Below are 20817 nucleotides of genomic sequence, written 5' to 3'. Positions count from 1 at the left end.
GCGTCGCGTGACGCGGCCGTCGTCGTCGCGGCGACTATCGTGGAGGTATGTCGATGGATGGCGACGACCAGCAGCTGCGCCGCGAGGATCTGCTCTCCGCCCTCGAGGTGATCGAGGAGCAGCCCCTTCGCGAGCGCGCCTCCGCCTACGCCGCCCTGCACGACGAGCTGGCGCGCCGCCTCGAATCCGGCCCGCGCGACGGCGGCCAGTGACGGTGCGGTTGGATGCGGCCCTCGCCGCGCGAGGGCTGTCGCGTTCTCGCACCCAGGCCGCGCGGGACATCGAGGCCGGTCTGGTCACCGTCGACGGTGTGCCGGTCGTGAAGCCGTCGACGCCGGTCGCGGACGATGCGGTCCTGGCGGTCGCCGGTGCGGACCACTACGTGAGTCGTGCCGCGCACAAGCTCATCGCGGCCCTCGACGCCTTCCCGATCCGCGTCGACGGACGGCGGTGCCTCGACCTGGGGGCGTCTACGGGCGGCTTCACGCAGGTGCTCCGCGAGCGCGGGGCGGCGCACGTCCTCGCCGTCGACGTCGGACACGGGCAGCTCGCGGCCTCCGTCGCGGCCGACCCCGGCGTGACGGTCGTCGAGGGCTTCAACGTCCGCTACATGACGCCGGCAGCGCTGGCCGCGGCATCCGGCGACGATCGTGTGCCCGAGGTGGTGGTGGCCGATCTCTCGTTCATCTCGCTGGGGCTCGTCCTCCCGGCGATCGCGACGCTGGTCAGCGCCGCCACCGACATCGTGCTGCTGATCAAGCCGCAGTTCGAGGTCGGTCGGACGGGGGTGCGAGAGGGCCTGGTCACCGACCCGGCCGCCCGCGCCGACGCCGTCGCGGGCGTGCTGTGGGCGGCGTGGGACCTGGGGCTCGGCACCGCCGGCCTCATCGCCTCGCCGCTGGCGGGCACACACGGCAACCGGGAGTACCTCGTGCACCTCCGGCCGATCGCCGCCGCCTCTGTGGACCGCCCGGCGATGCCCGGCAATCCGTCAGAATGGCTGAGGACGATCGATGAGCTGACGGGAGCGGCATGACCGACGCGACACGTACGCGCGACATCCTGGTGGTCGCCCACGCCCGGCGAGACGACACCGTCGCGGCCGCTCGTCGCGTCATCGCCGCGCTGACCTCGGCCGGTGCGCGGCCGGTGCTCGCCGTGGACGATCCCGAGCTGGTCGCGGCCCTGACCGATCTCGGTCCGCTGGCGGCCCTGGGCACGGATGTGCACGTCGCCGACGTCGACCTCGCCATCGTGCTGGGCGGTGACGGCACCATCCTGCGTGCGGCCGAACTGGTGCGCGACGGCACGGCGCCGATCCTCGGCATCAACATGGGCCATGTCGGCTTCCTCGCCGAGATCGAGCCGGACGACATCGACGACGCCATGCGCCGCATCATCGCGCGCGACTATCAGGTCGAGGAGCGGATGACCCTCGCCGTGCGCGTGAAGGATGCCGACGGCGCCGTGATCTACGACACGTGGGCGCTCAACGAGGCCACCGTCGAGAAGGCCGCGCGCGAGCGCATGATGGAGGTCGTCATCGAGATCGACCGCCGCCCGCTGTCGAGCTTCGGCTGCGACGGCGTGGTCATCGCGACTCCCACGGGCTCGACGGCGTACAACTTCTCCGCCGGAGGGCCGGTGATCTGGCCCACCGTCGAGGCGATCGCGGTGGTCCCGCTCTCGGCGCACGCCCTGTTCGCGCGCCCCCTGGTCGTCGGCCCCGAAGCGACGGTGGCGATCGAGGTCCTCGCCCGCACCGACGGCACCGGCATCCTCTGGTGCGACGGGCGGCGGTCCCACGACCTGCCGCCGGGCGCGCGCGTGGTGGTGAGCCGATCCGCTCAGCCGGTGCGGCTGGCGCGTCTGCACCCGGCACCGTTCACCGATCGGCTGGTGCGCAAGTTCCAGCTCCCCGTGACCGGCTGGCGGGGCCCCGCCGAAGGGTCGGCGGCCGTCGCGACGGGGGAGGGCTCGACGTGATCGAGCAGATGACGTTGCGCGATCTGGGCGTGATCGCTCAGGCGACCCTCCCGATGGGGCCGGGGTTCACCGCGATCACCGGTGAGACCGGTGCGGGCAAGACCATGGTGGTGACCGGACTCGGGCTGCTCCTCGGCGCCCGCTCGGACTCGGGCGTCGTGCGCGCGGGGGCCGGTCAAGCGGCCGTAGAGGGCGTGTGGGTCGTGCCGGATGCCGGTGCCGTGGCCGACCGCGTCGCGGAGGCGGGCGGCGAGGTGGAGCCGATCGGCGACGGCCTCGCCGAGCTCTACCTGGCGCGCACCGTGACGGCGGAGGGTCGCAGCCGCGCCAGCGTCGGCGGGCGTACGGCGCCGGCCGGCGTGCTCGCCGACCTCGCCGAGCAGCTTGTCGTGGTGCACGGCCAATCCGATCAGCTGCGTCTGCGCTCCGGCGCCGCCCAGCGCGACGCCCTCGACCGCTTCGGCGCCGCGGAGATCCTCCCCGCGTGGGAGGCATACCGCGAGGCATACACCGCGTTGCGCGAGCTGTCGGCGCAGATCGCGGACATCACCGGCCACGCGGCGGAGCGCGCCGCGGAGGCCGAACGGTTGCGCGCGGAACTCACGGAGATCGAGCAGGTCGATCCGCAGCCCGGCGAAGACCTCGAGCTGGCGCAGCGCGCCGAGAGACTGGCCAACGTCGAAGAGCTGCGACAGGCGGCCGCGATCGCCCACGATGCCCTCTCCGGCGGCGGCGAGGCGCCGGATGTCACGCTGCTCGTCACGGAGGCGCGGCGCGCACTCGACCGGGCCGCGCGCAGCGACACGATCCTCGCGGGTCACGCGGCGAGCCTCGACGACATCTCGTACCGCGTGGCCGACCTCGCCACCGAGCTGAGCGCGTACCTCGCCGACCTCGACGACTCGGGGCCGCACGAGCTCGCCGCGGTCGAGGAGCGCCGGGCCGCCGTCACCGCCCTGGTGCGCGCGCACGGCACCCTCGACGCCGCGCTCGAGCTGGCGCGCACCGGTGCGTTCCGTCTCGCCGAGCTCGACGACGACGGTGAGCGCATCGCCCGCCTGCGGGAGGAGGAGGCCGAGGCCGCCGCCGCCCTCGACGCCCTCGCGTCCCGCCTCACCGCCGCGCGCCGCGCCGCGGCCGTGCGCCTCGCCGACGCGGTCACGCAGGAGCTGCACGCGCTCGCCCTTCCCGACGCGCGCGTCGTCGTCGCCGTCGAGGAGGCGGCACCCACGGCATCCGGCCGCGACGACGTCACGATCCTGCTCGCGCCGCATCCGGGCGCGGAGCCCCGTCCCGTCGCCAAGACCGCCTCGGGCGGCGAGCTCAGTCGCGTCATGCTGGCGATCGAGGTCGTCATCGCGGGCTCCGGCGGGGTTCCGACGTTCGTGTTCGACGAGATCGATGCGGGCATCGGCGGCGCGGCGGCGATCGAGGTCGGTCGACGCCTCGCGCGGCTCGCCGAGACGAGCCAGGTGATCGTCGTGACCCACCTCGCGCAGGTCGCCGCGTTCGCCTCCAACCACCTGAGCGTCGTGAAGTCCGGCGACGGCTCGGTGACGGCGTCGAGCGTGCGTGCGCTCGTGGGCGCCGATCGGGAGGCCGAGATGGCGCGCCTGCTGTCCGGCCTGTCGGATTCGACCACCGCTCTCGACCACGCCCGGGAGCTTCTGAGCCTCGCCCACTCCGGGCTGATAGGATGAAAGCCCGTGACGGACACTCATTCAGCAGGTAAGACGGCGGGCAAGACTTCGAACGACACCACCAAGCACATCTTCGTGACGGGCGGTGTCGTTTCGTCGTTGGGGAAGGGCCTGACCGCCGCCTCCCTCGGGAATCTGCTGACGGCGCGCGGACTGCGCGTGGTGATGCAGAAGCTCGACCCGTATCTCAACGTCGATCCCGGGACGATGAACCCGTTCCAGCACGGTGAGGTCTTCGTCACCGACGACGGCGCGGAGACCGACCTCGACATCGGCCACTACGAGCGCTTCCTCGACATCGAGCTGAGCCAGGCGGCCAACGTCACGACGGGCCAGATCTACTCCCAGGTCATCGCGCGCGAGCGCCGCGGCGAGTACCTGGGCGACACGGTTCAGGTCATTCCCCACATCACCGATGAGATCAAGCGTCGGATGCGCCTGCAGGCCGACGAGACGCCGAAGCCCGACGTGATCATCACCGAGATCGGCGGCACCGTGGGCGACATCGAGTCGCAGCCGTTCATCGAGTCGGCGCGCCAGATCCGCCACGAGCTCGGACGCAAGAACGTCTTCTTCGTGCACGTCTCCCTCGTGCCGTTCATGGGAGCCTCGGGTGAGCAGAAGACCAAGCCCACGCAGCACTCCGTGGCGGCCCTGCGCTCCATCGGCATCCAGCCGGACGCCCTCGTGCTGCGCAGCGACCGTCCCGTCACCGAGTCGAACAAGCGCAAGATCGCGCTCATGTGCGACGTCGACGAGGATGCCGTCGTCAACGCGGTCGACGTGCCCTCGATCTACGACATCCCCACCATGCTCAACGAGCAGGGACTCGACAGCTACATCGTCGACGCGCTGGGGCTGTCGGGCAAGGCCGCCGAGGTGGACTGGACGCGCTGGAGCAAGGTGCTCGACGCCGTCCACAACCCCAAGCACGAGGTGACGATCGGCCTCGTCGGCAAGTACATCGACCTGCCCGACGCCTACCTGTCGGTCACGGAGGCGCTCAAGGCCGGAGGCTTCGCACAGGAGACGAAGGTCCAGGTGAAGTGGATCGCGTCCGACCTCTGCGAGACGCCGGAGGGTGCGGAGAAGGCACTGGGCGCCCTCGACGGCATCGTCGTGCCCGGCGGCTTCGGCATCCGCGGCATCGAGGGCAAGCTCGGTGCGCTGCGTTTCGCGCGCGAGCAGGGCATCCCCACGCTCGGCATCTGCCTGGGCCTGCAGTGCATGGTGATCGAGTACGCGCGCCACGTCGCCGGCATCGAGGGCGCCTCCTCGAGCGAGTTCGACCCCGACACCACGCACCCCGTGATCGCCACGATGGCCGAACAGGTCGACATCATCGACCGGGGCGACCTGGGCGGCACGATGCGGCTCGGCCTGTACGAGGCCGAGCTCGCCGAGGGGTCGCTGGCCGCCGAGGTCTACGGCGCGGGCCGCGCGAGCGAGCGCCACCGGCACCGCTACGAGGTCAACAACCGCTACCGCGACCAGATCGCCGAGGCGGGCATGTGGTTCTCGGGGCTGTCGCCCGACCACGGGCTCGTCGAGTACGTCGAGCTGCCGCGCGACGTGCACCCGTACTACATCGCGACCCAGGCCCACCCGGAGCTGCGCTCGCGCCCGACCGAGGCCAACCCGCTGTTCCGCGGCCTCATCGCCGCGGCGCTGGAGCGGCACCGCGCCAGCGAGCTGTTCGAGGTCGAGCGTGACTGACGCGTCACCGCTCGCGGACGACCCGGTCGAGGCCGCGGTCGTCCGCACCGAGACGCCGTTCGTCGGACGGGTGTGGAACATCCGCCGCGACGAGGTCTCCTACAACGGCGAGTCCATCGTGCGCGAGTACATGGACCACACCGGGGCCGTCGCGGTGCTCGCGCTGGACGATGAGGACCGCGTGCTGCTGATCAAGCAGTACCGGCATCCGGTGCGCCTGCGCGACTGGGAGATCCCGGCGGGCCTGCTCGACATCGCGGAGGAGTCGCCGCTGGTCGCGGCGCAACGCGAGCTGGCCGAGGAGGCCGACCTCGTGGCGGCATCCTGGCACGTGCTCGGGGAGTTCATGACCTCGCCCGGCGGCAGCGACGAGGCCATCCGCATCTACCTCGCACGCGACCTGCGCGCAGCCGACGAGACGTTCGCCCGGGAGGCCGAGGAGGCCGACATCGAGGTGCGCTGGGTCGCGCTCGACGAGGTCGTGGACGCCGTCCTCGACCGGCGCGTGCAGAACCCGTCGCTCATCGTGGCTGCCCTCGCGGCGCAGGCGTCGCGCGCGCGGGCGTGGTCGACGCTGGCGGCGGGAGACGCTCCGTGGCCGCGGCGTCCGCGGGCCATCGGCGAGAGCGGACCCGCGGTCTCGCGGTGAAGGTCGACCGCGCGATCGACGCCTACCTGAGGCACATCACGATCGAGCGCGGCCTGTCGGAGCATACCGTCGCGGCGTACCGCCGCGACCTGTCCGGCTACCGCGCGTGGCTGTCCGCGCAGGGCGTCGAGGAGACGGCGGAGGTGACGCCGGCGCTCGTGGCGGCCTTCGCCGCGGAGCGCGCGTCGGCCGTGCCCCCGCCCGCGGCGACGTCGCTGGCGAGGCTGCAGTCGTCGGTGCGTGGGCTGCATCGCTTCCTGGTGCGCGAGGGGATCGAGCAGGCTGACCCGAGCGATCGGCTGCGGCCGCCGAAGACGCCGCAGCGACTGCCGAAGGCGCTGTCCATCGACCAGATCGAGGCGCTGCTGGATGCCGCGGGCCCCGCGCCCGGAGCCACCGGCGACACCGACATCATCCGGCTGCGCGACCGGGCCTTGCTGGAGCTGCTGTACGCGACCGGCGCGCGCGTCTCGGAGGTCATGCAGCTCGACGTCGACGACGTCGCGGGCTCGGGCGGCGAGGTGATCCGCGTGCGCGGCAAGGGGCGCAAGGAGCGGATCGTGCCGGTCGGCTCGTACGCGCGGGCGGCCCTCGACGCGTATCTCGCCCGCGCCCGCCCGGAGCTGTCGCGGCGGGGTCGCGCGACCGCGCGCCTGTTCCTCGGTGCGCGCGGCGCGCCGCTGTCGCGGCAGGGGGCGTGGCTGATCATCCAGGACGCGGCGGGGCGCGCCGGTCTCACGGCGCACGTGTCGCCGCACACCTTCCGGCACTCGTTCGCGACGCACCTGCTGCAGGGCGGTGCCGACGTGCGGGTCGTCCAGGAACTCCTCGGCCACGCGTCGGTCGCCACGACCCAGATCTACACCCACGTCACGGTCGACGCACTGCGCGACGTGTATCTCACCTCCCACCCCCGCGCCCGCTGATTTTCTCCGGCGCATCGGGCGGTTCCCGCCGCGGACGGCGAGGGACGATGGCGGGATGAACCGCGAGAGCATCCCCGCCGTGCACCGTCCCGGACGCGCGCTGTCCGTCTGGTGGATCGTGGCCGGTGCGACCGGCGGCATCGTGGCGTTCCTGCTCTACCTGGAGTACATCGGCCAGCTGACGGGGGCCACGCCCCTGATCAGCTGCAGCATCAGCCCGATCGTCACGTGCGGCCCCAACCTGCTCTCGCCCGGCGGCAACCTGCTGGGGTTCAGCAACTCGATCATCGGCATCATGCTCTTCTTCGGCCCCATCTACGCGGGTGCCGCAGCGTTCGCCGCTCCGGCGGGTCTGCGGTCGTGGTTCTGGCGCGTGTACGGGCTGTTCGTGGCGGGCGCCTTCGTGTTCGTGCACGTCCTGGCGTACCGGAGCGTCTTCGAGTACGGCTCGCTGTGCCCCTGGTGCATGGTGATCTGGCTCGTCACGATCCCGCTCTTCTGGACCGTCGCCGGCTGGACGCTCCGCGACGGGGTGTGGGGGAGCGGGCCCGGTGTGCGACGCGTCGGGGCGGCGGTGCTGTCGTGGCTGCCGCTGATCGTGGTGGCGGACTACCTGGTGATCGCCGTCGCCGCCCAGCTGCGGCTGGACGTCATCGGCAGCCTCTTCTGAGGCCGGAGCCGGGTCGGCGCTCGATCTTTCACGGCGGAAGAGGCGGCGCACGGCCGGGTGGTCCGACCACAATGGGCCGCATGGATGCCGCCGGTCGCCCCGAACGCAAGGGCCTGTTCGGCAGACGCGGTCGCGGCGCCGACGCGCAGCGAGACGCCGCCGCCGAGGCCCGACCCGGGTTCGCCTATCTTCCCGAGGGCGAGGTCTACCTCGATTCCGCGTGTCAGACGCTGCGGCCGCAACCGGTCATCGACGCCGTGCAGGACTACTACCTGCACAGCAACGCGTGCGGCGGACGCGTGCGGTACGACGCCGGCCGGCGGGTGGATGCCGAGGTGGCGCGCACGCGCGAGCGGACCCTGGCCGCCCTCGGGCTCACGTCGCGGCGGCACGCCTGCGCCTTCACGCTGAACACGACGTACGGTCTCGGGCTGCTCCTGGCGAGTCTGCCCGCGGGAGGGCACGCCCGGATCGTCACGACGGCCACCGAGCACAACGCCGTGTTCCTGTCGACCATCGCGGCCGCGCGTCGCCGCGGCATCCCGCGCATCGTCCTGGAGCGCGACGACGAGGGCCGCGTGCTCACCGACGAGGAGGGCCTTCGGGACGCGATCGTCGTCGTGTCGGCGATGGACAACGTCGCGGGCGTCGTCACCCCGGACCTGCCGGAGCTGATCGCGTCGGCGCATCGCGTCGGCGGCATCGTCATCGTCGACGCCGCCCAGGCGGCCGCCCATGCCCTCGAGACCCTCCGCGGTCTCGACGCCGACGCGGTCTGCTTCTCGGCGCACAAGATGTACGGTCCCTCGCTCGGCGTCGTCGTCGCCACGCGGGAGCTGCTCACCGCGTTGGATCCCGTCATCGTCGGCGGCGGCCAGGTGAGCGCCGTCTCGGCCGACGACTTCACCCTGCTGCCCGATCCGCACACCCGCCTCGAGCCCGGCCTGCAGGCGTGGGCCGAGATCATCGGTTTCGGCGCCGCCCTCGACTGGCTGGCCGGGTTCCGCAGCGCCGCCGGCGAGTCGCTCGAGGTGCACGAGCAGCGTCTCGCGACGCGCCTGTACGACGGGCTCGCCGCCCTGCCGCGGCTGCGCATGATCGGCGACGCGCCGACGCCGGTGATCTCGATCCTGCCGGAGCGGGTCGACGGACACCGGCTGGCCGCGTTCCTGGCGCACGCCGGCATCTCCGTGCGCAGCGGGTCGTTCTGCGCCCACCACTGGTTGATCGAGCGGCGGGGGTTCGGACCCCTCGTGCGCTTCAGCCTCGGGGCGCACAACACCGACGCCGACGTCGATCGCACGCTCGAGGTCATGACCGCGATGATGGCGGGGTTGTGACGTGGTCTGCATCGTCGCCTTCATCGTCGTCCTGGTGCTGTCCGCGGTCTCCGCGAAGTACCGCCGGCTGCTCGGTAAGGCATGGGGGTGCGCGTGGCGCCGGGTGACGCTGCGCCCCTGCGACACCACGTTCCGCGACGACGTCAAGAACTCGCTGCTGGCTCCTCTGGCGGTGCGCGCGCCGCGGCTCGTGCGCCCGGCGAGCATCGCCATCGAGGTCGTCGCCTGGATCATGGTCCTGAGCCTCATCGTCAGTCTCTATCTGCTCGGCCGCAGCGGTCTCAACCTCTTCGTCTACGGGACGTGCGACAAGCAGAACGCCCAGGCGTGCACGCTCGCCGCGCAGGCCTGCTCGATCGACGCCGTCGAGCCGGGCTTCTGGGAGTCGATCGGCACCGGCGACGTCCTCGGCGCGTTCGGCCGCGAGTTCGCCTCGGTCGGAGACACGATCGCCACCGTCCCGAGCCGGCTGCGCACGTGGGATGCCGAGGACTTCGCGTCGCCCGACGCCACCTACCTCGGTGGTCGCGTCGACGGACGGCCGACGGCGCTCGACGTCCTCGACCCCGGATGCCGCTTCTGCGCCGAGCTCTTCCGCAACATGCGGGAGGCGGGCTTCGACGAGACGCACAACGTGACCTACCTCGTCTATCCGATCCGCGGCGGCTTCGGCGACAAGTTCGCCAACTCGCACCTCATCGCGACCTACCTCACGGCCGTGCGCGCCTTCGAGGCGCAGCGGACGGCGGCGGACGCCGCGGCCGACACAGCGGAGGTCGAGACGGGCGACTGGTTCATCCTCGAGCAACTGTTCACGACCGAGACCGCCGACGGTCAGCCGACGCAGGAGTGGATGAACGCCGCGTCCGCGGAGGCGGCGACCGCCCGCCTGCACGAATGGCTCGGCCTCGACGGCTACACCCCCGCGCAGATCGAGCAGATCGCGCAGCTCACCACCTCGCCCGAGGTCGCGGCATCCCTCGCGCACACCCGTGACGTCGTCGAGGACCAGATCCGCACCGTCTCGATCCCGTCGCTGATCGCGGGAGGCGGCTTGCACGCGGGCCTCATGGACGTCGACACCCTGCGGGGCCTCGGCTGAGCCGACCCCACCCTGTGCGAGAATCGAGGAGCACGGCGGCGCACGTCCGCCAGGCCCTGGGAAGGGCATCACGGAGCAGGAGTGTCGGTGGCGGAGAAGACGCGGGGGACGAAGAAGGCCCTCTCGGAGGACGTTCCGATGGGTCCGACCGGTCGGCCATACCACGGCTTCCCGACCCCGCCCGCGCTCACCGGTCACGGCCCCGCCCGCATCATCGCGCTGTGCAACCAGAAGGGCGGCGTCGGCAAGACGACGACGACCATCAACCTGGCCGCCTCCCTCGCGCAGTACGGGCGCAAGGTGCTCGCGATCGACTTCGACCCGCAGGGTGCGCTGTCGGCCGGTCTCGGCATCGCCACCCACGACATCCCGACGATCTACGACCTGCTGCTGGACACCAAGCGCGACCCGCACGAGACGATCGTGCACACCTCGGTGGACGGTCTCGACGTCATCCCCGCCAACATCGACCTGTCGGCCGCCGAGGTGCACCTCGTCAACGAGGTCGCCCGCGAGACGATCCTGGCGCGCGTGCTGCGCAAGGTCGCGGGGGAGTACGACGTCATCCTCATCGACTGCCAGCCCTCGCTCGGCCTGCTCACGGTCAACGCCCTGACGGCGAGCCACGGCGTGCTCATCCCGCTGGAGTGCGAGTTCTTCGCGCTGCGCGGAGTGGCGCTGCTCATCGAGACGATCGACAAGGTGCGCGACCGCCTCAACCCCTCGATCGAGCTGGACGGCGTGCTCGCCACGATGTACGACCCGCGCACGCTCCACTCGCGCGAGGTGCTCGAGCGTGTCGTCGAGGCGTTCGGCGACGACGTCCTGGAGACGGTGATCGGGCGCACGGTGAAGTTCCCCGACGCGTCGGTGTCGGGCGTTCCGATCACGACGTTCGCCCCCGAGCACGCCGCCGCCCAGGCCTACCTGCGCCTCGCGCGGGAGCTGGTGGCTCGTGGCGCCGTCGCCTGACGAGCCGGACGTCGCGGCGGCCGCGCCGGTCGCAGACGCGGCCGCGGAGGCCGACGACACCGGATTCCGCGTCTCGCTCAGCAACTTCGACGGTCCGTTCGACCTGCTGCTGACGCTGCTCGGCAAGCACGAGCTCGACATCACGGAGATCTCGCTCAGCAAGGTCACCGACGAGTTCATCGCGTACCTGAAGGGCCTCGACTCCGACGACGATCTCGATCAGGCCTCCGAGTTCCTGGTCGTCGCCGCGACGCTGCTGGACATGAAGGTCGCGGGGCTCCTCCCGCAGGGCGAGCTGGTGGATGCCGAGTCGGTCGCGCTCCTCGAGGCACGCGATCTGCTGTTCGCCCGTCTGCTGCAGTACCGCGCGTTCAAAGAGGTCTCGGCCTGGTTCGAGCGCAGCCTCCGGCGCGAGGACCGGCGCCACGTGCGCGCCGTGCGCCTCGACGAGAAGTACCGCCGCGCGGTGCCGGAACTGGTCTGGACGCTGTCGAAGGAGGACTTCGCGGCGCTCGCGATGCTCGCCTTCGCGCCGAAGGAGATCCCGCACGTCGGGCTCGACCATCTGCATGCGCCGCTGGTGTCCATCCGCGAGCAGGCCGCGATCGTCGTCACCCTACTGCGCGACGCGGGAACCCTCAACTTCCGGGAGCTCGTCGCCGGGGTCGCCCAGACCGGCGTCGTCGTCGCCCGCTTCCTCGCGGTGCTGGAGCTGTACCGCCACGCCGCCCTCTCGTTCGAGCAGCTGGAACCGCTCGGCGAGCTCACCCTGCGCTGGACCGCCGAACGCTGGTCCGAAGAGAACCTCGCCACCCTGGGAGCCGATTATGACCGCTGACACCGAGACCGACACGAACGCGCCGCCGCGCTCGCCGGAGCCCGCCGACGTCGCGCGCCGGATCGAGGCGATCCTGCTGATCGTGGACGAGCCGCAGAGCCTCGTCGCGCTCGCCGCCGCCGTGGGAGCGCCCGTGCCCGCCGTCCGGCAGGCGGTGGCGGGCCTGGTCGCCGACTACGACGGCGAGACCGGCGGTCCGCGTCGCGGCTTCGAGCTGCGCGAGGTCGGCGGCGGCTGGCGCCTGTACGTGCGCGATGAGCACGACGACCTGATCGCGGACTTCGTCGGTGGACAGGCGCCGTCGCGCCTGTCGCAGGCGGCGCTGGAGACCCTCGCGGTCATCGCCTACAAGCAGCCGGTCACCCGCAGCCAGGTCGCCTCGATCCGCGCGGTGAACGTCGACTCGGTCGTGCGCACCCTGCTGGCACGAGGGCTGATCACCGAGCTGTTCACCGATCCGGAGACCGGTGCCATCAACTACGGGACGACCGAGGCGTTCCTCGTGAACCTCGGCATCAACGGGCTCGACGAGCTGCCGCACATCTCGCCGCTGCTCGACGACGGATCCGACGGCTTCGACGCGGAGGTGCTCCGATGACGACGAACACCCCGGATGCCGAGGGCGTGCGGCTGCAGAAGGTGCTCGCGAACGCGGGCGTGGCCTCCCGCCGCGTCTGCGAGCAGTACATCGTCGAGGGGCGCATCCGCGTCAACGGCGAAGTGGTCACCGAGCTCGGGCGGCGCATCGACCCGGCATCCGATCTGGTCGACGTCGACGGCACCGCCATCCAGCTCGACACCACGAAGCGCTACGTGATGCTCAACAAGCCCACCGGTGTCGTGTCGTCGATGAAGGACGAGCAGGGCCGCCCCGACCTCCGCCGCTTCACGGAGGACTGGGACGAGCGGCTCTACAACGTCGGGCGACTGGATGCCGAGACGTCGGGGCTGCTGGTGCTGACCAACGACGGCGAGCTCGCGCACGTGCTCGCCCACCCGTCGTTCGGCGTCACCAAGGTGTACATCGCCAAGGTGACCGGTCGCGTGACCCCGCAGACCATCGCGCGGCTGACGAAGGATGTCGAGCTCGACGACGGCCCGATCGCCGCCGACAAGGCGCGTCTGCTCGACACCTCGGGCGACACGTCGCTGGTCGAGCTGACGCTGCACTCGGGCCGCAACCGCATCGTGCGGCGCATGATGGCCGCCGTCGGTCACCCCGTCGTCGAGCTCGTGCGCCGACAGTTCGGACCGCTCCACCTGGGAACCCTCCCGGCGGGGCGGGCGCGGGAGTTGACTACAGTGGAACGCGGCGCGCTGCTCACGGTGGCGCGTCAGGCGGCGCCCACGCCGCCCGGGGACAGCTGAGGCGGAGAACAGTGACCGAACAGGCCGTTGCCGATGCACGCGCGCGTGCGGCTCGCACCTCCGGCACGGTCCGGATCGTCGGTGCCGGGCTGCTCGGCGCCAGCATCGGCCATGCGTTGCGCGCGCTCGGCGTCGACGTCGCGCTCGCGGATGCGTCGCCGGCGCAGCTGCGGCTCGCCGTCGACTACGGCGCGGGTCGCGCGGCCGCCGACGGTGACCGCCCGCTGCTCGTGGTGGTCGCGGTTCCGCCCGACGTCGTCGCCGACGTCGTCGAGCGCGAGCTGGCCGCGTTCCCGGATGCCGTCGTCACCGATGTCGCGAGCGTGAAGCTCGACCCGCTCCGCGAACTGCGCCGTCGCGGCGTCGACCTCACGCACTACATCGGCTCGCATCCGATGGCCGGGCGCGAGCGGGGCGGCGCCATCTCGGCGCGCGCCGACATCTTCGTGGGCCGCCCCTGGGTCGTGTGCCGTGACGAGGAGACCCCGGCATCCGATCTCGCGCTCGTCGAAGGGCTCGCGCTCGATCTCGGCGCGACGCCCATCGAGATGACGCCCGACGAGCACGACCGCGCGGTCGCGCTCGTGTCGCACGTGCCCCAGCTGGTGGCGTCGCTGCTCGCGGGCCGGTTCGTCGACGCGCCCGACGGCTCGCTGCGACTGGCCGGACAGGGCGTGCGCGACACGACCCGCATCGCGGCCTCGGCACCGGAGCTGTGGGTGCAGATCCTCGGTGCGAACTCCGCACCCGTCGTCGACGTGCTCGACGCTCTCTCCGACGACCTGCGCGCCGTCGCGGACGCCCTGCGCGCCCCCGAGGCCCCCGGCGCGCGGCGTGCCCTCGCCGACACCATCCGCCGCGGCAACGACGGCGTGGAACGCCTGCCCGGCAAGCACGGCCAGAACCGGCGTTTCGAGAGCCTCGTCGTCATGGTCGACGACACCCCGGGCCAGCTCGGCCGCCTGTTCGGAGAGCTGGGGGAGCTCGGCGTCAACGTCGAGGACCTGCGGCTGGAGCACTCACCGGGCGCCCAGTTCGGCCTCGCCGAGATCAGTGTCGACCCGACGATCGTGCGCCAGGCCGAGGAGGGCCTCGTGGCGCGCGGCTGGAAGATTGCGAGCCTGCCCTCATGACCGTCACGATCGCCATCGACGGGCCCGCCGGCTCCGGCAAGTCGAGCGTCTCCAAGCAGGCCGCGCGCGCCCTCGGCTACGGCTACCTCGACACCGGGGCGGCCTACCGCGCCCTCGCGTGGCACGTGCTGGCGCGCGGCACAGGGTCGGCCCAGGACACCGCCGACGAGACGGCCGTCGTGGCCGCCGCATCCGACTTCCCCTACGCGATCTCGCTCGACCCCGACGACTACTGGGTGCGTGTGGGCGACGCCGACGTGACCGCCGCGATCCGCGAGCCGCGGGTGACCGACGCCGTGAGCGGCGTCGCACGCGTGCCCGCCGTGCGGGAACAGGTCAACGCGCTGTTCCGCCGCCTCGTGCGCGAGTCGGGTCGCCCGGGCGTCGTGGTCGAGGGCCGCGACATCACCACGGTCGTCGCGCCCGACGCCCCGGTGCGCATCCTCCTCACCGCCGCGCCCGAGGTGCGCGCCGCGCGTCGCAGCGCGGAGCTGAGCGCGCACGACGCCGACGCGGTCGCCGCGGCGCTGCACCGACGGGATGCCGCCGACAGCACCGTGGTCGACTTCCTCACCGCCGCAGACGGCGTGACGGTCGTCGACTCCACCGAACTCGATTTCACGCAGACCGTGGAGGCCGTCCTCGACGTGATCTCCGCAGTCGCCCCCACTGCACAGGAGAATCCCGATGGCCGCTGAAGACGACTACGAGGCCGGACCCGACCAGATCGAGGAGAAGCTCGCGAACCTCGATGAGGAGCTCGCCGAGCAGCGGGCCGCGGCGCTGCGCGCCTCCCTCGCCGACTACGAGCTCGACGAGGAGGACGATGAGCTGCTCGCGGGCTTCACCGCCGGCGGCGAGGTCGTCGAGATGCTGCCGGCGCTGCCGGTCGTCGCGATCGTAGGACGGCCCAACGTCGGCAAGTCCGCGCTGGTCAACCGCATCCTGGGCCGTCGCGAGGCCGTCGTGGAGGACACCCCCGGTGTCACGCGCGACCGCGTGACGTACAAGGCCGAGTGGATGGACCGTCGCTTCAGCCTCGTCGACACCGGCGGGTGGGAGCCCGACGCGCGCGGCATCGACCGCTCCGTCGCCGCGCAGGCCGAGGTCGCGATCGAGCTGTGCGACGTCGTGCTGTTCGTCGTCGACGCGATGGTCGGCGCGACCGCGACCGACGAGGCCGTCGTCAAGCTCCTGCGCACGACGAAGAAGCCGGTCTTCCTCGTCGCGAACAAGATCGACGACGCCCGGCAGGAGCCCGAGGCTGCGGCCCTGTGGAACCTCGGTCTGGGCGAGCCGCACCCCGTCTCCGCGATCCACGGCCGCGGTGTCGCCGACCTGCTCGACGAGGTCATGAAGGTGCTGCCGGAGGTCTCGGCGGTCGCCAAGGGCGAGCTCGGCGGGCCGCGTCGTGTCGCCATCCTCGGTCGCCCCAACGTCGGCAAGTCGTCGCTGCTGAACAAGGCCGCCGGCGAGGAGCGCGTGGTCGTCAACGAGCTCGCGGGCACGACCCGCGACCCCGTCGACGAAATCGTCGAGCTCGGCGGCAAGCTGTGGCGCTTCGTCGACACCGCCGGCATCCGTCGCCGCGTGCACCTGCAGCAGGGCGCCGACTTCTACGCGTCGCTGCGCACCTCCGCGGCGCTGGAGAAGGCGGAGGTCGCCGTCGTCGTGCTCGACGTGTCGCAGTCGATCAGCGTGCAGGACCTCAACATCATCGACCTCGTGCTCGAGTCGGGCCGTGCGCTCGTGCTGGCGTTCAACAAGTGGGATCGTCTCAACGACGACGACATGGAGAACGCCGACCGTCGCCGCTACCTCGAGCGTGAGATCGAGCAGGACCTCGCCCACGTCACGTGGGCGCCGCGCGTCAACATCTCGGCGCGCACCGGCCGTCACCTCGACAAGCTCGTGCCGGCGCTGGAGACGGCGCTCGAGTCGTGGGATCAGCGCATCCCGACCGGCAAGTTCAACGCGTTCCTGGCCGAGCTGGTGGCCGAGCACCCGCATCCGCTGCGCGGCGGCAAGCAGCCGCGCATCCTGTTCGGCACGCAGGCCGGCACCCGTCCGCCGACGTTCGTGCTGTTCACGACCGGCTTCCTCGACCCCGGGTACCGGCGCTTCATCCAGCGCCGTCTGCGCGAGATCTTCGGCTTCGAGGGCACGCCGATCGTCACCAACATGCGGGTGCGCGAGCGTCGCCAGCGCTGAGCCGGCTGGGCTGCTGCGGGCGGTCTGCGCCGGGGACCGAACTGCAAGGCCTCTGCGCCGACACGCGGTGTGGGGTGCGGATGCCACGGCGTGTCGCCCCGCATCCCTTGCAGTTCGGGCGGGTGGGCGGACGAGCCGCGCCCCGAGCGGGTTCGGCCGAGCCGGCTGGCCTGTCGGCTCGCGGGGGTTGATCACGACTGGTGGGTCGTACCGGTCGTCGAGTGGACGGCGCCGGCCGGTCCGACCCGAACTGCAAGGCCTCTGTGTCGACACGCGGTGTGGTGTGCGGATGCCGCGGCGTGTCGCCCCGCATCCCTTGCAGTTCGGAGGGTGGGCGGACAGGCGCGCGGGAGGACAGGCAGCCGGGCGGAGGTCAGGCAGTTCGGGCGGCCCTGACCCGCTACGCCTGCCCGCGACCGCGACCGCGCCCGGCCAGCGCGACGGCGCCACGCGCGCTCGGCCCCGGTCCCGGTCGTTGAGCGAGCGGCGCAGCCGCGAGTCGAAACGCGGTCCCGTCAGCGGATGACCAGCGAGCGGAACCGCTCCGTCGGCAGGTCGTCGAGCCGGAGCACCGGCGCCTCGGCATCCGCCACACGGGGGAGCGGCTGTCGGGCCCCTGTCTCGCGGAACCGCTGCACGGCCCAGTGGTCGACGCCCGCGTCGGCGAGCCGGCATCCGAGCTCGCGCAGCCCCGCGTCGTCGATCGCCGCGGGGTGCACCGTGGTGCGCACCTCGTAGTCGAGCGGGTGGTCGGAGCCGGCCCGCAGCAGCCGATTGCCCAGCACCAGCTCGAGCGAACGCCACGCGTGGCCGCCGCTGGGGCCGCGACCGGTGACGGCGGCGTAGTCCTCCCGCGAAGCCTTGATGTCCAGGCCCACCCAGTCCACGAACGGCAGCGCCTGCGCGAGCAGCCCGGGATACGCCCCCGCCGTGTGCAGCCCCACCCGGAACCCGAGCGCGCGCACCATCCGCATCGCCGGGACGAGCGCGCGCTGCAGCGTCGGCTCGCCGCCGGAGAACACGACGCCGTCGAGCAGCCCGATGCGTTCGCACAGCAGGTCGGTGACGTCGGCCCAGGTGACGGCGCCCTCGGCGCGCGGGTCGATGAGGGCGGGGTTGTGGCAGTAGAAGCAGTTCCACGGGCAGCCCTGCAGGAACACGGTCGCGGTCATCGTGTCGGGCCAGTCGACGGTGGAGAACGCCGTGACCCCGGCGATGTTCAGCTCACTGGCTGCAGCGGTGCGGACCATGACCCCTCCTGCGGTGTCGCGGATGCCGTCGCCGCGCCGTCGTGGGGCGCGACGAAGTACGTCCTCTCCTGAGCTTCGCCCTTCTTGCCGATGTTGAACCCGGCGATCGGCCGGAAGTAACCCATGACGCGAGTCCACACCTCGCACACGGCGCCGCAGTCGGGGCAGGTCTCGTGCTCGCCGGAGCGGTAGCCGTGGCGCGGGCAGATCGAAAAGGTCGGGGTGATCGTCAGATACGGCAGGCGGAAGCGCTCCAGCGAGCGGCGCACCAGGTCACGGCAGGCGGATGCCGAGGGCAGCGCCTCGCCGAGGTAGAGGTGCTGCACCGTGCCGCCGGTGTACTTCTGCTGCAGCGGCTCCTGCATCGCCATCGCGAGGAACGGGTCGCTCGTGTAGCCGACGGGCAGCTGCGAGGAGTTCGTGTAGTACGGGTTCGCCCGGGTGCCGGCGTGCCGGATGCCGGCGGCGGCACGGTCCGCGCTCGTCGCGGCATCCTGAGCGGAGCCGAAGCGGGCGATGTCCTCCTTGGCGAAGCGGTACGTGGCACCCTCGGCGGGGCTCGCCTCCAGGTTGTACATGTGGCCGGTCTCCTGCTGGAACGCGGTGATGCGCGCGCGTACGTGGTCGAGCAGACGCGTGGCGAGGGTGGCCCCGGCATCCGTCGTGATGTCGTGCGCGTCGCGCGTGAGGTTGCGGACGTACTCGTTCACGCCGTTGACGCCGATGGTGGAGAAGTGGTTCTCGAGGGTGCCGAGGTAGCGCTGCGTGTAGGGGAAGAGTCCGCCGGCGAGGTGATGGCCGATCACCTCGCGCTTGGCCTCGAGGCTGTCGCGGGCGATGTCGAGCAGTTCGTCGAGGCGGGCGAGCGCCGCGGTGTCGTCTCCCGTACCGGTGGAGTGCAGGAAGCCGAGGCGCGCGCAGTTGATCGTGACGACGCCAATGGAGCCGGTCTGCTCCGCCGAGCCGAAGAGGCCGTTGCCGCGCTTGAGGAGCTCGGTGAGGTCGAGCTGCAGGCGGCAGCACATGGAACGGATCATGTGCGGGTCGAGGTCGGAGTTGAGGAAGTTCTGGAAGTAGGGGAGGCCGTACTTCGCGGTCATCGCGAACAGGGCCTCGACGTTCTCACCCTCCCAGTCGAAGTCGCGGGTGATGTTGTAGGTGGGGATGGGGAAGGTGAAGGCGCGGCCGTCGGCGTCGCCCGTGGTCATGACGTCGATGAACGCGCGGTTGATCATCGCCATCTCCGGCGCCAGCTCGCCGTACGTGAACTCCTGCACCCGGCCGCCGAGGAGCGGATGCTGCTCGCGCAGGTCGTCGGGGCACACCCAGTCGAACGTGAGGTTGGTGAAGGGGGTCTGGGTGCCCCAGCGGGAGGGGACGTTGAGGTTGAAGACGAACTCCTGCATCGCCTGGTGCACGTCGTCGTAGCTCAGCGCGTCGACGCGCACGTACGGTGCGAGGTAGGTGTCGAACGAGCTGAACGCCTGCGCACCGGCCCACTCGTTCTGGAGCGTGCCGAGGAAGTTGACGAGCTGGCCGAGCGCGCTGGAGAAGTGCTTCGGCGGGGTGCTGGAGATCTTGCCCGCGACACCGTTGAAGCCCTGTTCCAGCACCATCCGCAGCGACCAGCCGGCGCAGTAGCCGGCGAAGACATCGAGGTCGTGGATGTGCAGGTCGCCCTCGCGGTGGGCCGTGCCGGCGGCGGGGTCGTAGACCTCGTCGAGCCAGTAGTTCGCGACGAGCTTTCCGGCGGAGTTGAGGATCATGCCGCCCAGCGAGTAGCCCTGGTTGGCGTTCGCGTTGATGCGCCAGTCGGAGCGGGCGAGATACTCGTCGATCGTGGCGCGGGCCGAGACGACGGTGTCGCTGGGGGAGGAGGACATGGGGATCCTGCTTTCGATATCTCGTGGGGTGGGCTTGGTCTGACCACAATATGTGGGGTCTGCGGGGGCTGTCGCGCCCAGATGTGGGCGTGTCGGAGAGTGATGCACCGTGCAAAATCTCGTCACGCGGAGGCGGCGGGATGCCGGGGGTGTGACAGGCTGAACGGGTGACGATCGTGCCTCCTGCTCCCGGCGAGCCGCGCCGACCCGACGGGCCGCGCGATCCCGGCGACGCCTGGGTCGTCGCCGACGACGGCGCGCGGTACTGGGGCCGGTTCGGGGCCGCGGGTCTGCTCGCGGTCGACGCCGAGCGAGGGGTGTTGCTGCAGCACCGGGTCGCCTGGAGTCACTTCGGCGACACCTGGGGGCTCCCGGGAGGCGCGCGGCACGAGGGCGAATCGGCGTGCAACGGGGCGTTGCGGGAGTCGGCGGAGGAAGCCGGGGTTCCCGCGTCGGCCGTGCGGCCGCGGTTGATCAGCGTGTACGACGTGGGCGTGTGGACGTACGCGACGGTGGTCGCCGACGTCGTCGAGCCGTTCACGCCGGTGATCAGCGATCCCGAGAGCCGCGAGCTCGCGTGGGTGCCGGTGCAGGCCGTGGACTCGTATCCGCTGCACCCCGGCTTCGCCGCGTCGTGGCCGATGCTGCGCGGACTGCTCGACGTGCGTCCAGCTGTGGTGGTGGATGCCGCGAACGTGGTGGGATCCGTGCCCGACGGCTGGTGGAAGGATCGTGCGGCGGCGACGGGGAGACTGCTCGAACGGTTGCGTCCGCTGGTCGTGGGGGGCATGGCTGCCGCTCGGCTGGAGCTGCCGGGAGATGTCTGGTTCCCCGAGGTGCGCGTCGTGGTCGAGGGCCAGGCGCGGGCCGTCGACGACGTTCCCGGCATCGCGGTCGTGCGCGCGGCCGGAGAGGGCGACGATGCGATCGTCGCCGAGGCGGCGGCGCTCGCCGCGGCGGGTCGGTCGGTCGTCGTGGTCACGAGCGACCGTGAGCTGCGCGAGCGTGTCGCCGTCCACGGCGCGGTCAGTCGGGGACCGTCGTGGCTGGATGCCGTCTGACCGTGCTCCGTC

General features: G+C 71.8%; 20 protein-coding genes. 18 read left to right on the top strand and 2 right to left on the bottom strand.

Annotation, left to right across the window (positions count from 1 at the left end; all coding sequences use genetic code 11):
• The first annotated feature begins 47 nt into the window (after positions 1–47).
• The 17 genes from L0965_RS14720 (at position 48) to der (ending at position 16611) form a co-directional block, all read left to right on the top strand.
• Positions 48–212, top strand: coding sequence for a hypothetical protein (locus L0965_RS14720; protein WP_157831621.1), 165 nt, complete (start codon positions 48–50; stop codon positions 210–212).
• On the top strand, positions 209–1036 hold the full coding sequence (locus L0965_RS14715; protein WP_101306539.1) for a TlyA family RNA methyltransferase: 828 nt from the start codon (positions 209–211) through the stop codon (positions 1034–1036). Before L0965_RS14720 ends, L0965_RS14715 begins: the two co-directional genes overlap by 4 nt.
• Positions 1033–1986 (top strand): NAD kinase, encoded by a 954-nt coding sequence (locus L0965_RS14710; protein ID WP_101306538.1) that lies wholly within the window; start codon positions 1033–1035, stop codon positions 1984–1986. The genes L0965_RS14715 and L0965_RS14710 overlap by 4 nt, the downstream gene beginning before the upstream one ends.
• Positions 1983–3686 carry a DNA repair protein RecN gene (gene recN, locus L0965_RS14705; RefSeq protein WP_101306537.1) on the top strand — a complete coding sequence of 568 codons (1704 nt, stop codon included), beginning with the start codon at positions 1983–1985 and terminating at the stop codon, positions 3684–3686. The genes L0965_RS14710 and recN overlap by 4 nt, the downstream gene beginning before the upstream one ends.
• Before the next feature lie 6 nt (positions 3687–3692).
• Positions 3693–5402 (top strand): CTP synthase, encoded by a 1710-nt coding sequence (locus L0965_RS14700; protein WP_060960706.1) that lies wholly within the window; start codon positions 3693–3695, stop codon positions 5400–5402.
• Entirely contained in the window at positions 5395–6051 is a 657-nt protein-coding gene (locus L0965_RS14695) for an NUDIX hydrolase (protein ID WP_060960705.1), read from the top strand. Before L0965_RS14700 ends, L0965_RS14695 begins: the two co-directional genes overlap by 8 nt.
• A complete protein-coding gene (gene xerD, locus L0965_RS14690) occupies positions 6048–6977 on the top strand; it encodes a site-specific tyrosine recombinase XerD (RefSeq protein WP_101307248.1) in 930 nt (309 codons plus the stop codon). Before L0965_RS14695 ends, xerD begins: the two co-directional genes overlap by 4 nt.
• A 55-nt stretch (positions 6978–7032) precedes the next feature.
• Positions 7033–7647 (top strand): vitamin K epoxide reductase family protein, encoded by a 615-nt coding sequence (locus L0965_RS14685; RefSeq protein ID WP_060960704.1) that lies wholly within the window; start codon positions 7033–7035, stop codon positions 7645–7647.
• An 80-nt stretch (positions 7648–7727) separates the two neighbouring features.
• Positions 7728–8987 (top strand): aminotransferase class V-fold PLP-dependent enzyme, encoded by a 1260-nt coding sequence (locus tag L0965_RS14680; protein WP_060960719.1) that lies wholly within the window; start codon positions 7728–7730, stop codon positions 8985–8987.
• A gap of 1 nt (position 8988) precedes the next feature.
• Positions 8989–10089: a hypothetical protein gene (locus L0965_RS14675; protein ID WP_101306536.1), complete on the top strand. Its 1101-nt coding sequence runs from the start codon at positions 8989–8991 to the stop codon at positions 10087–10089.
• Between the two features lie 138 nt (positions 10090–10227).
• Positions 10228–11061: a ParA family protein gene (locus tag L0965_RS14670; protein WP_061782522.1), complete on the top strand. Its 834-nt coding sequence runs from the start codon at positions 10228–10230 to the stop codon at positions 11059–11061.
• Positions 11045–11899, top strand: a complete 855-nt coding sequence (locus L0965_RS14665) for a ScpA family protein (protein ID WP_060960701.1) — start codon at positions 11045–11047, stop codon at positions 11897–11899. Before L0965_RS14670 ends, L0965_RS14665 begins: the two co-directional genes overlap by 17 nt.
• Complete coding sequence (gene scpB / locus L0965_RS14660) at positions 11889–12497, top strand: SMC-Scp complex subunit ScpB (protein WP_101306535.1); 609 nt, start codon at positions 11889–11891, stop codon at positions 12495–12497. The genes L0965_RS14665 and scpB overlap by 11 nt, the downstream gene beginning before the upstream one ends.
• On the top strand, positions 12494–13267 hold the full coding sequence (locus tag L0965_RS14655) for a pseudouridine synthase (protein ID WP_101306534.1): 774 nt from the start codon (positions 12494–12496) through the stop codon (positions 13265–13267). The genes scpB and L0965_RS14655 overlap by 4 nt, the downstream gene beginning before the upstream one ends.
• A gap of 11 nt (positions 13268–13278) precedes the next feature.
• A complete protein-coding gene (locus L0965_RS14650; protein ID WP_061782524.1) occupies positions 13279–14400 on the top strand; it encodes a prephenate dehydrogenase in 1122 nt (373 codons plus the stop codon).
• Positions 14397–15098, top strand: coding sequence for a (d)CMP kinase (gene cmk, locus L0965_RS14645; RefSeq protein WP_101306533.1), 702 nt, complete (start codon positions 14397–14399; stop codon positions 15096–15098). Before L0965_RS14650 ends, cmk begins: the two co-directional genes overlap by 4 nt.
• On the top strand, positions 15088–16611 hold the full coding sequence (gene der / locus L0965_RS14640; protein WP_101306532.1) for a ribosome biogenesis GTPase Der: 1524 nt from the start codon (positions 15088–15090) through the stop codon (positions 16609–16611). Before cmk ends, der begins: the two co-directional genes overlap by 11 nt.
• Positions 16612–17126: 515 nt before the next feature.
• On the opposite strand, the gene L0965_RS14635 is transcribed toward der, so the two are convergent.
• Positions 17127–17861, bottom strand: a complete 735-nt coding sequence (locus L0965_RS14635; protein ID WP_101306531.1) for an anaerobic ribonucleoside-triphosphate reductase activating protein — start codon at positions 17859–17861, stop codon at positions 17127–17129.
• Positions 17831–19744 (bottom strand): ribonucleoside triphosphate reductase, encoded by a 1914-nt coding sequence (locus tag L0965_RS14630; protein WP_101306530.1) that lies wholly within the window; start codon positions 19742–19744, stop codon positions 17831–17833. The genes L0965_RS14635 and L0965_RS14630 overlap by 31 nt, the downstream gene beginning before the upstream one ends.
• Before the next feature lie 167 nt (positions 19745–19911).
• Here L0965_RS14630 and L0965_RS14625 point away from each other — a divergent pair, with 167 nt between their 5' ends.
• Positions 19912–20805 (top strand): NUDIX domain-containing protein, encoded by an 894-nt coding sequence (locus L0965_RS14625; protein WP_101306529.1) that lies wholly within the window; start codon positions 19912–19914, stop codon positions 20803–20805.
• Positions 20806–20817: the final 12 nt, after the last annotated feature.

Origin of the sequence: Microbacterium sp. NFH-22A-Y, from assembly GCF_021401375.1 — a bacterium.
GTDB lineage: Bacteria > Actinomycetota > Actinomycetes > Actinomycetales > Microbacteriaceae > Microbacterium > Microbacterium hominis.
Note: the sequence above shows the minus strand (reverse complement) of the source record. Positions and strands in the feature narration are given on the sequence as shown.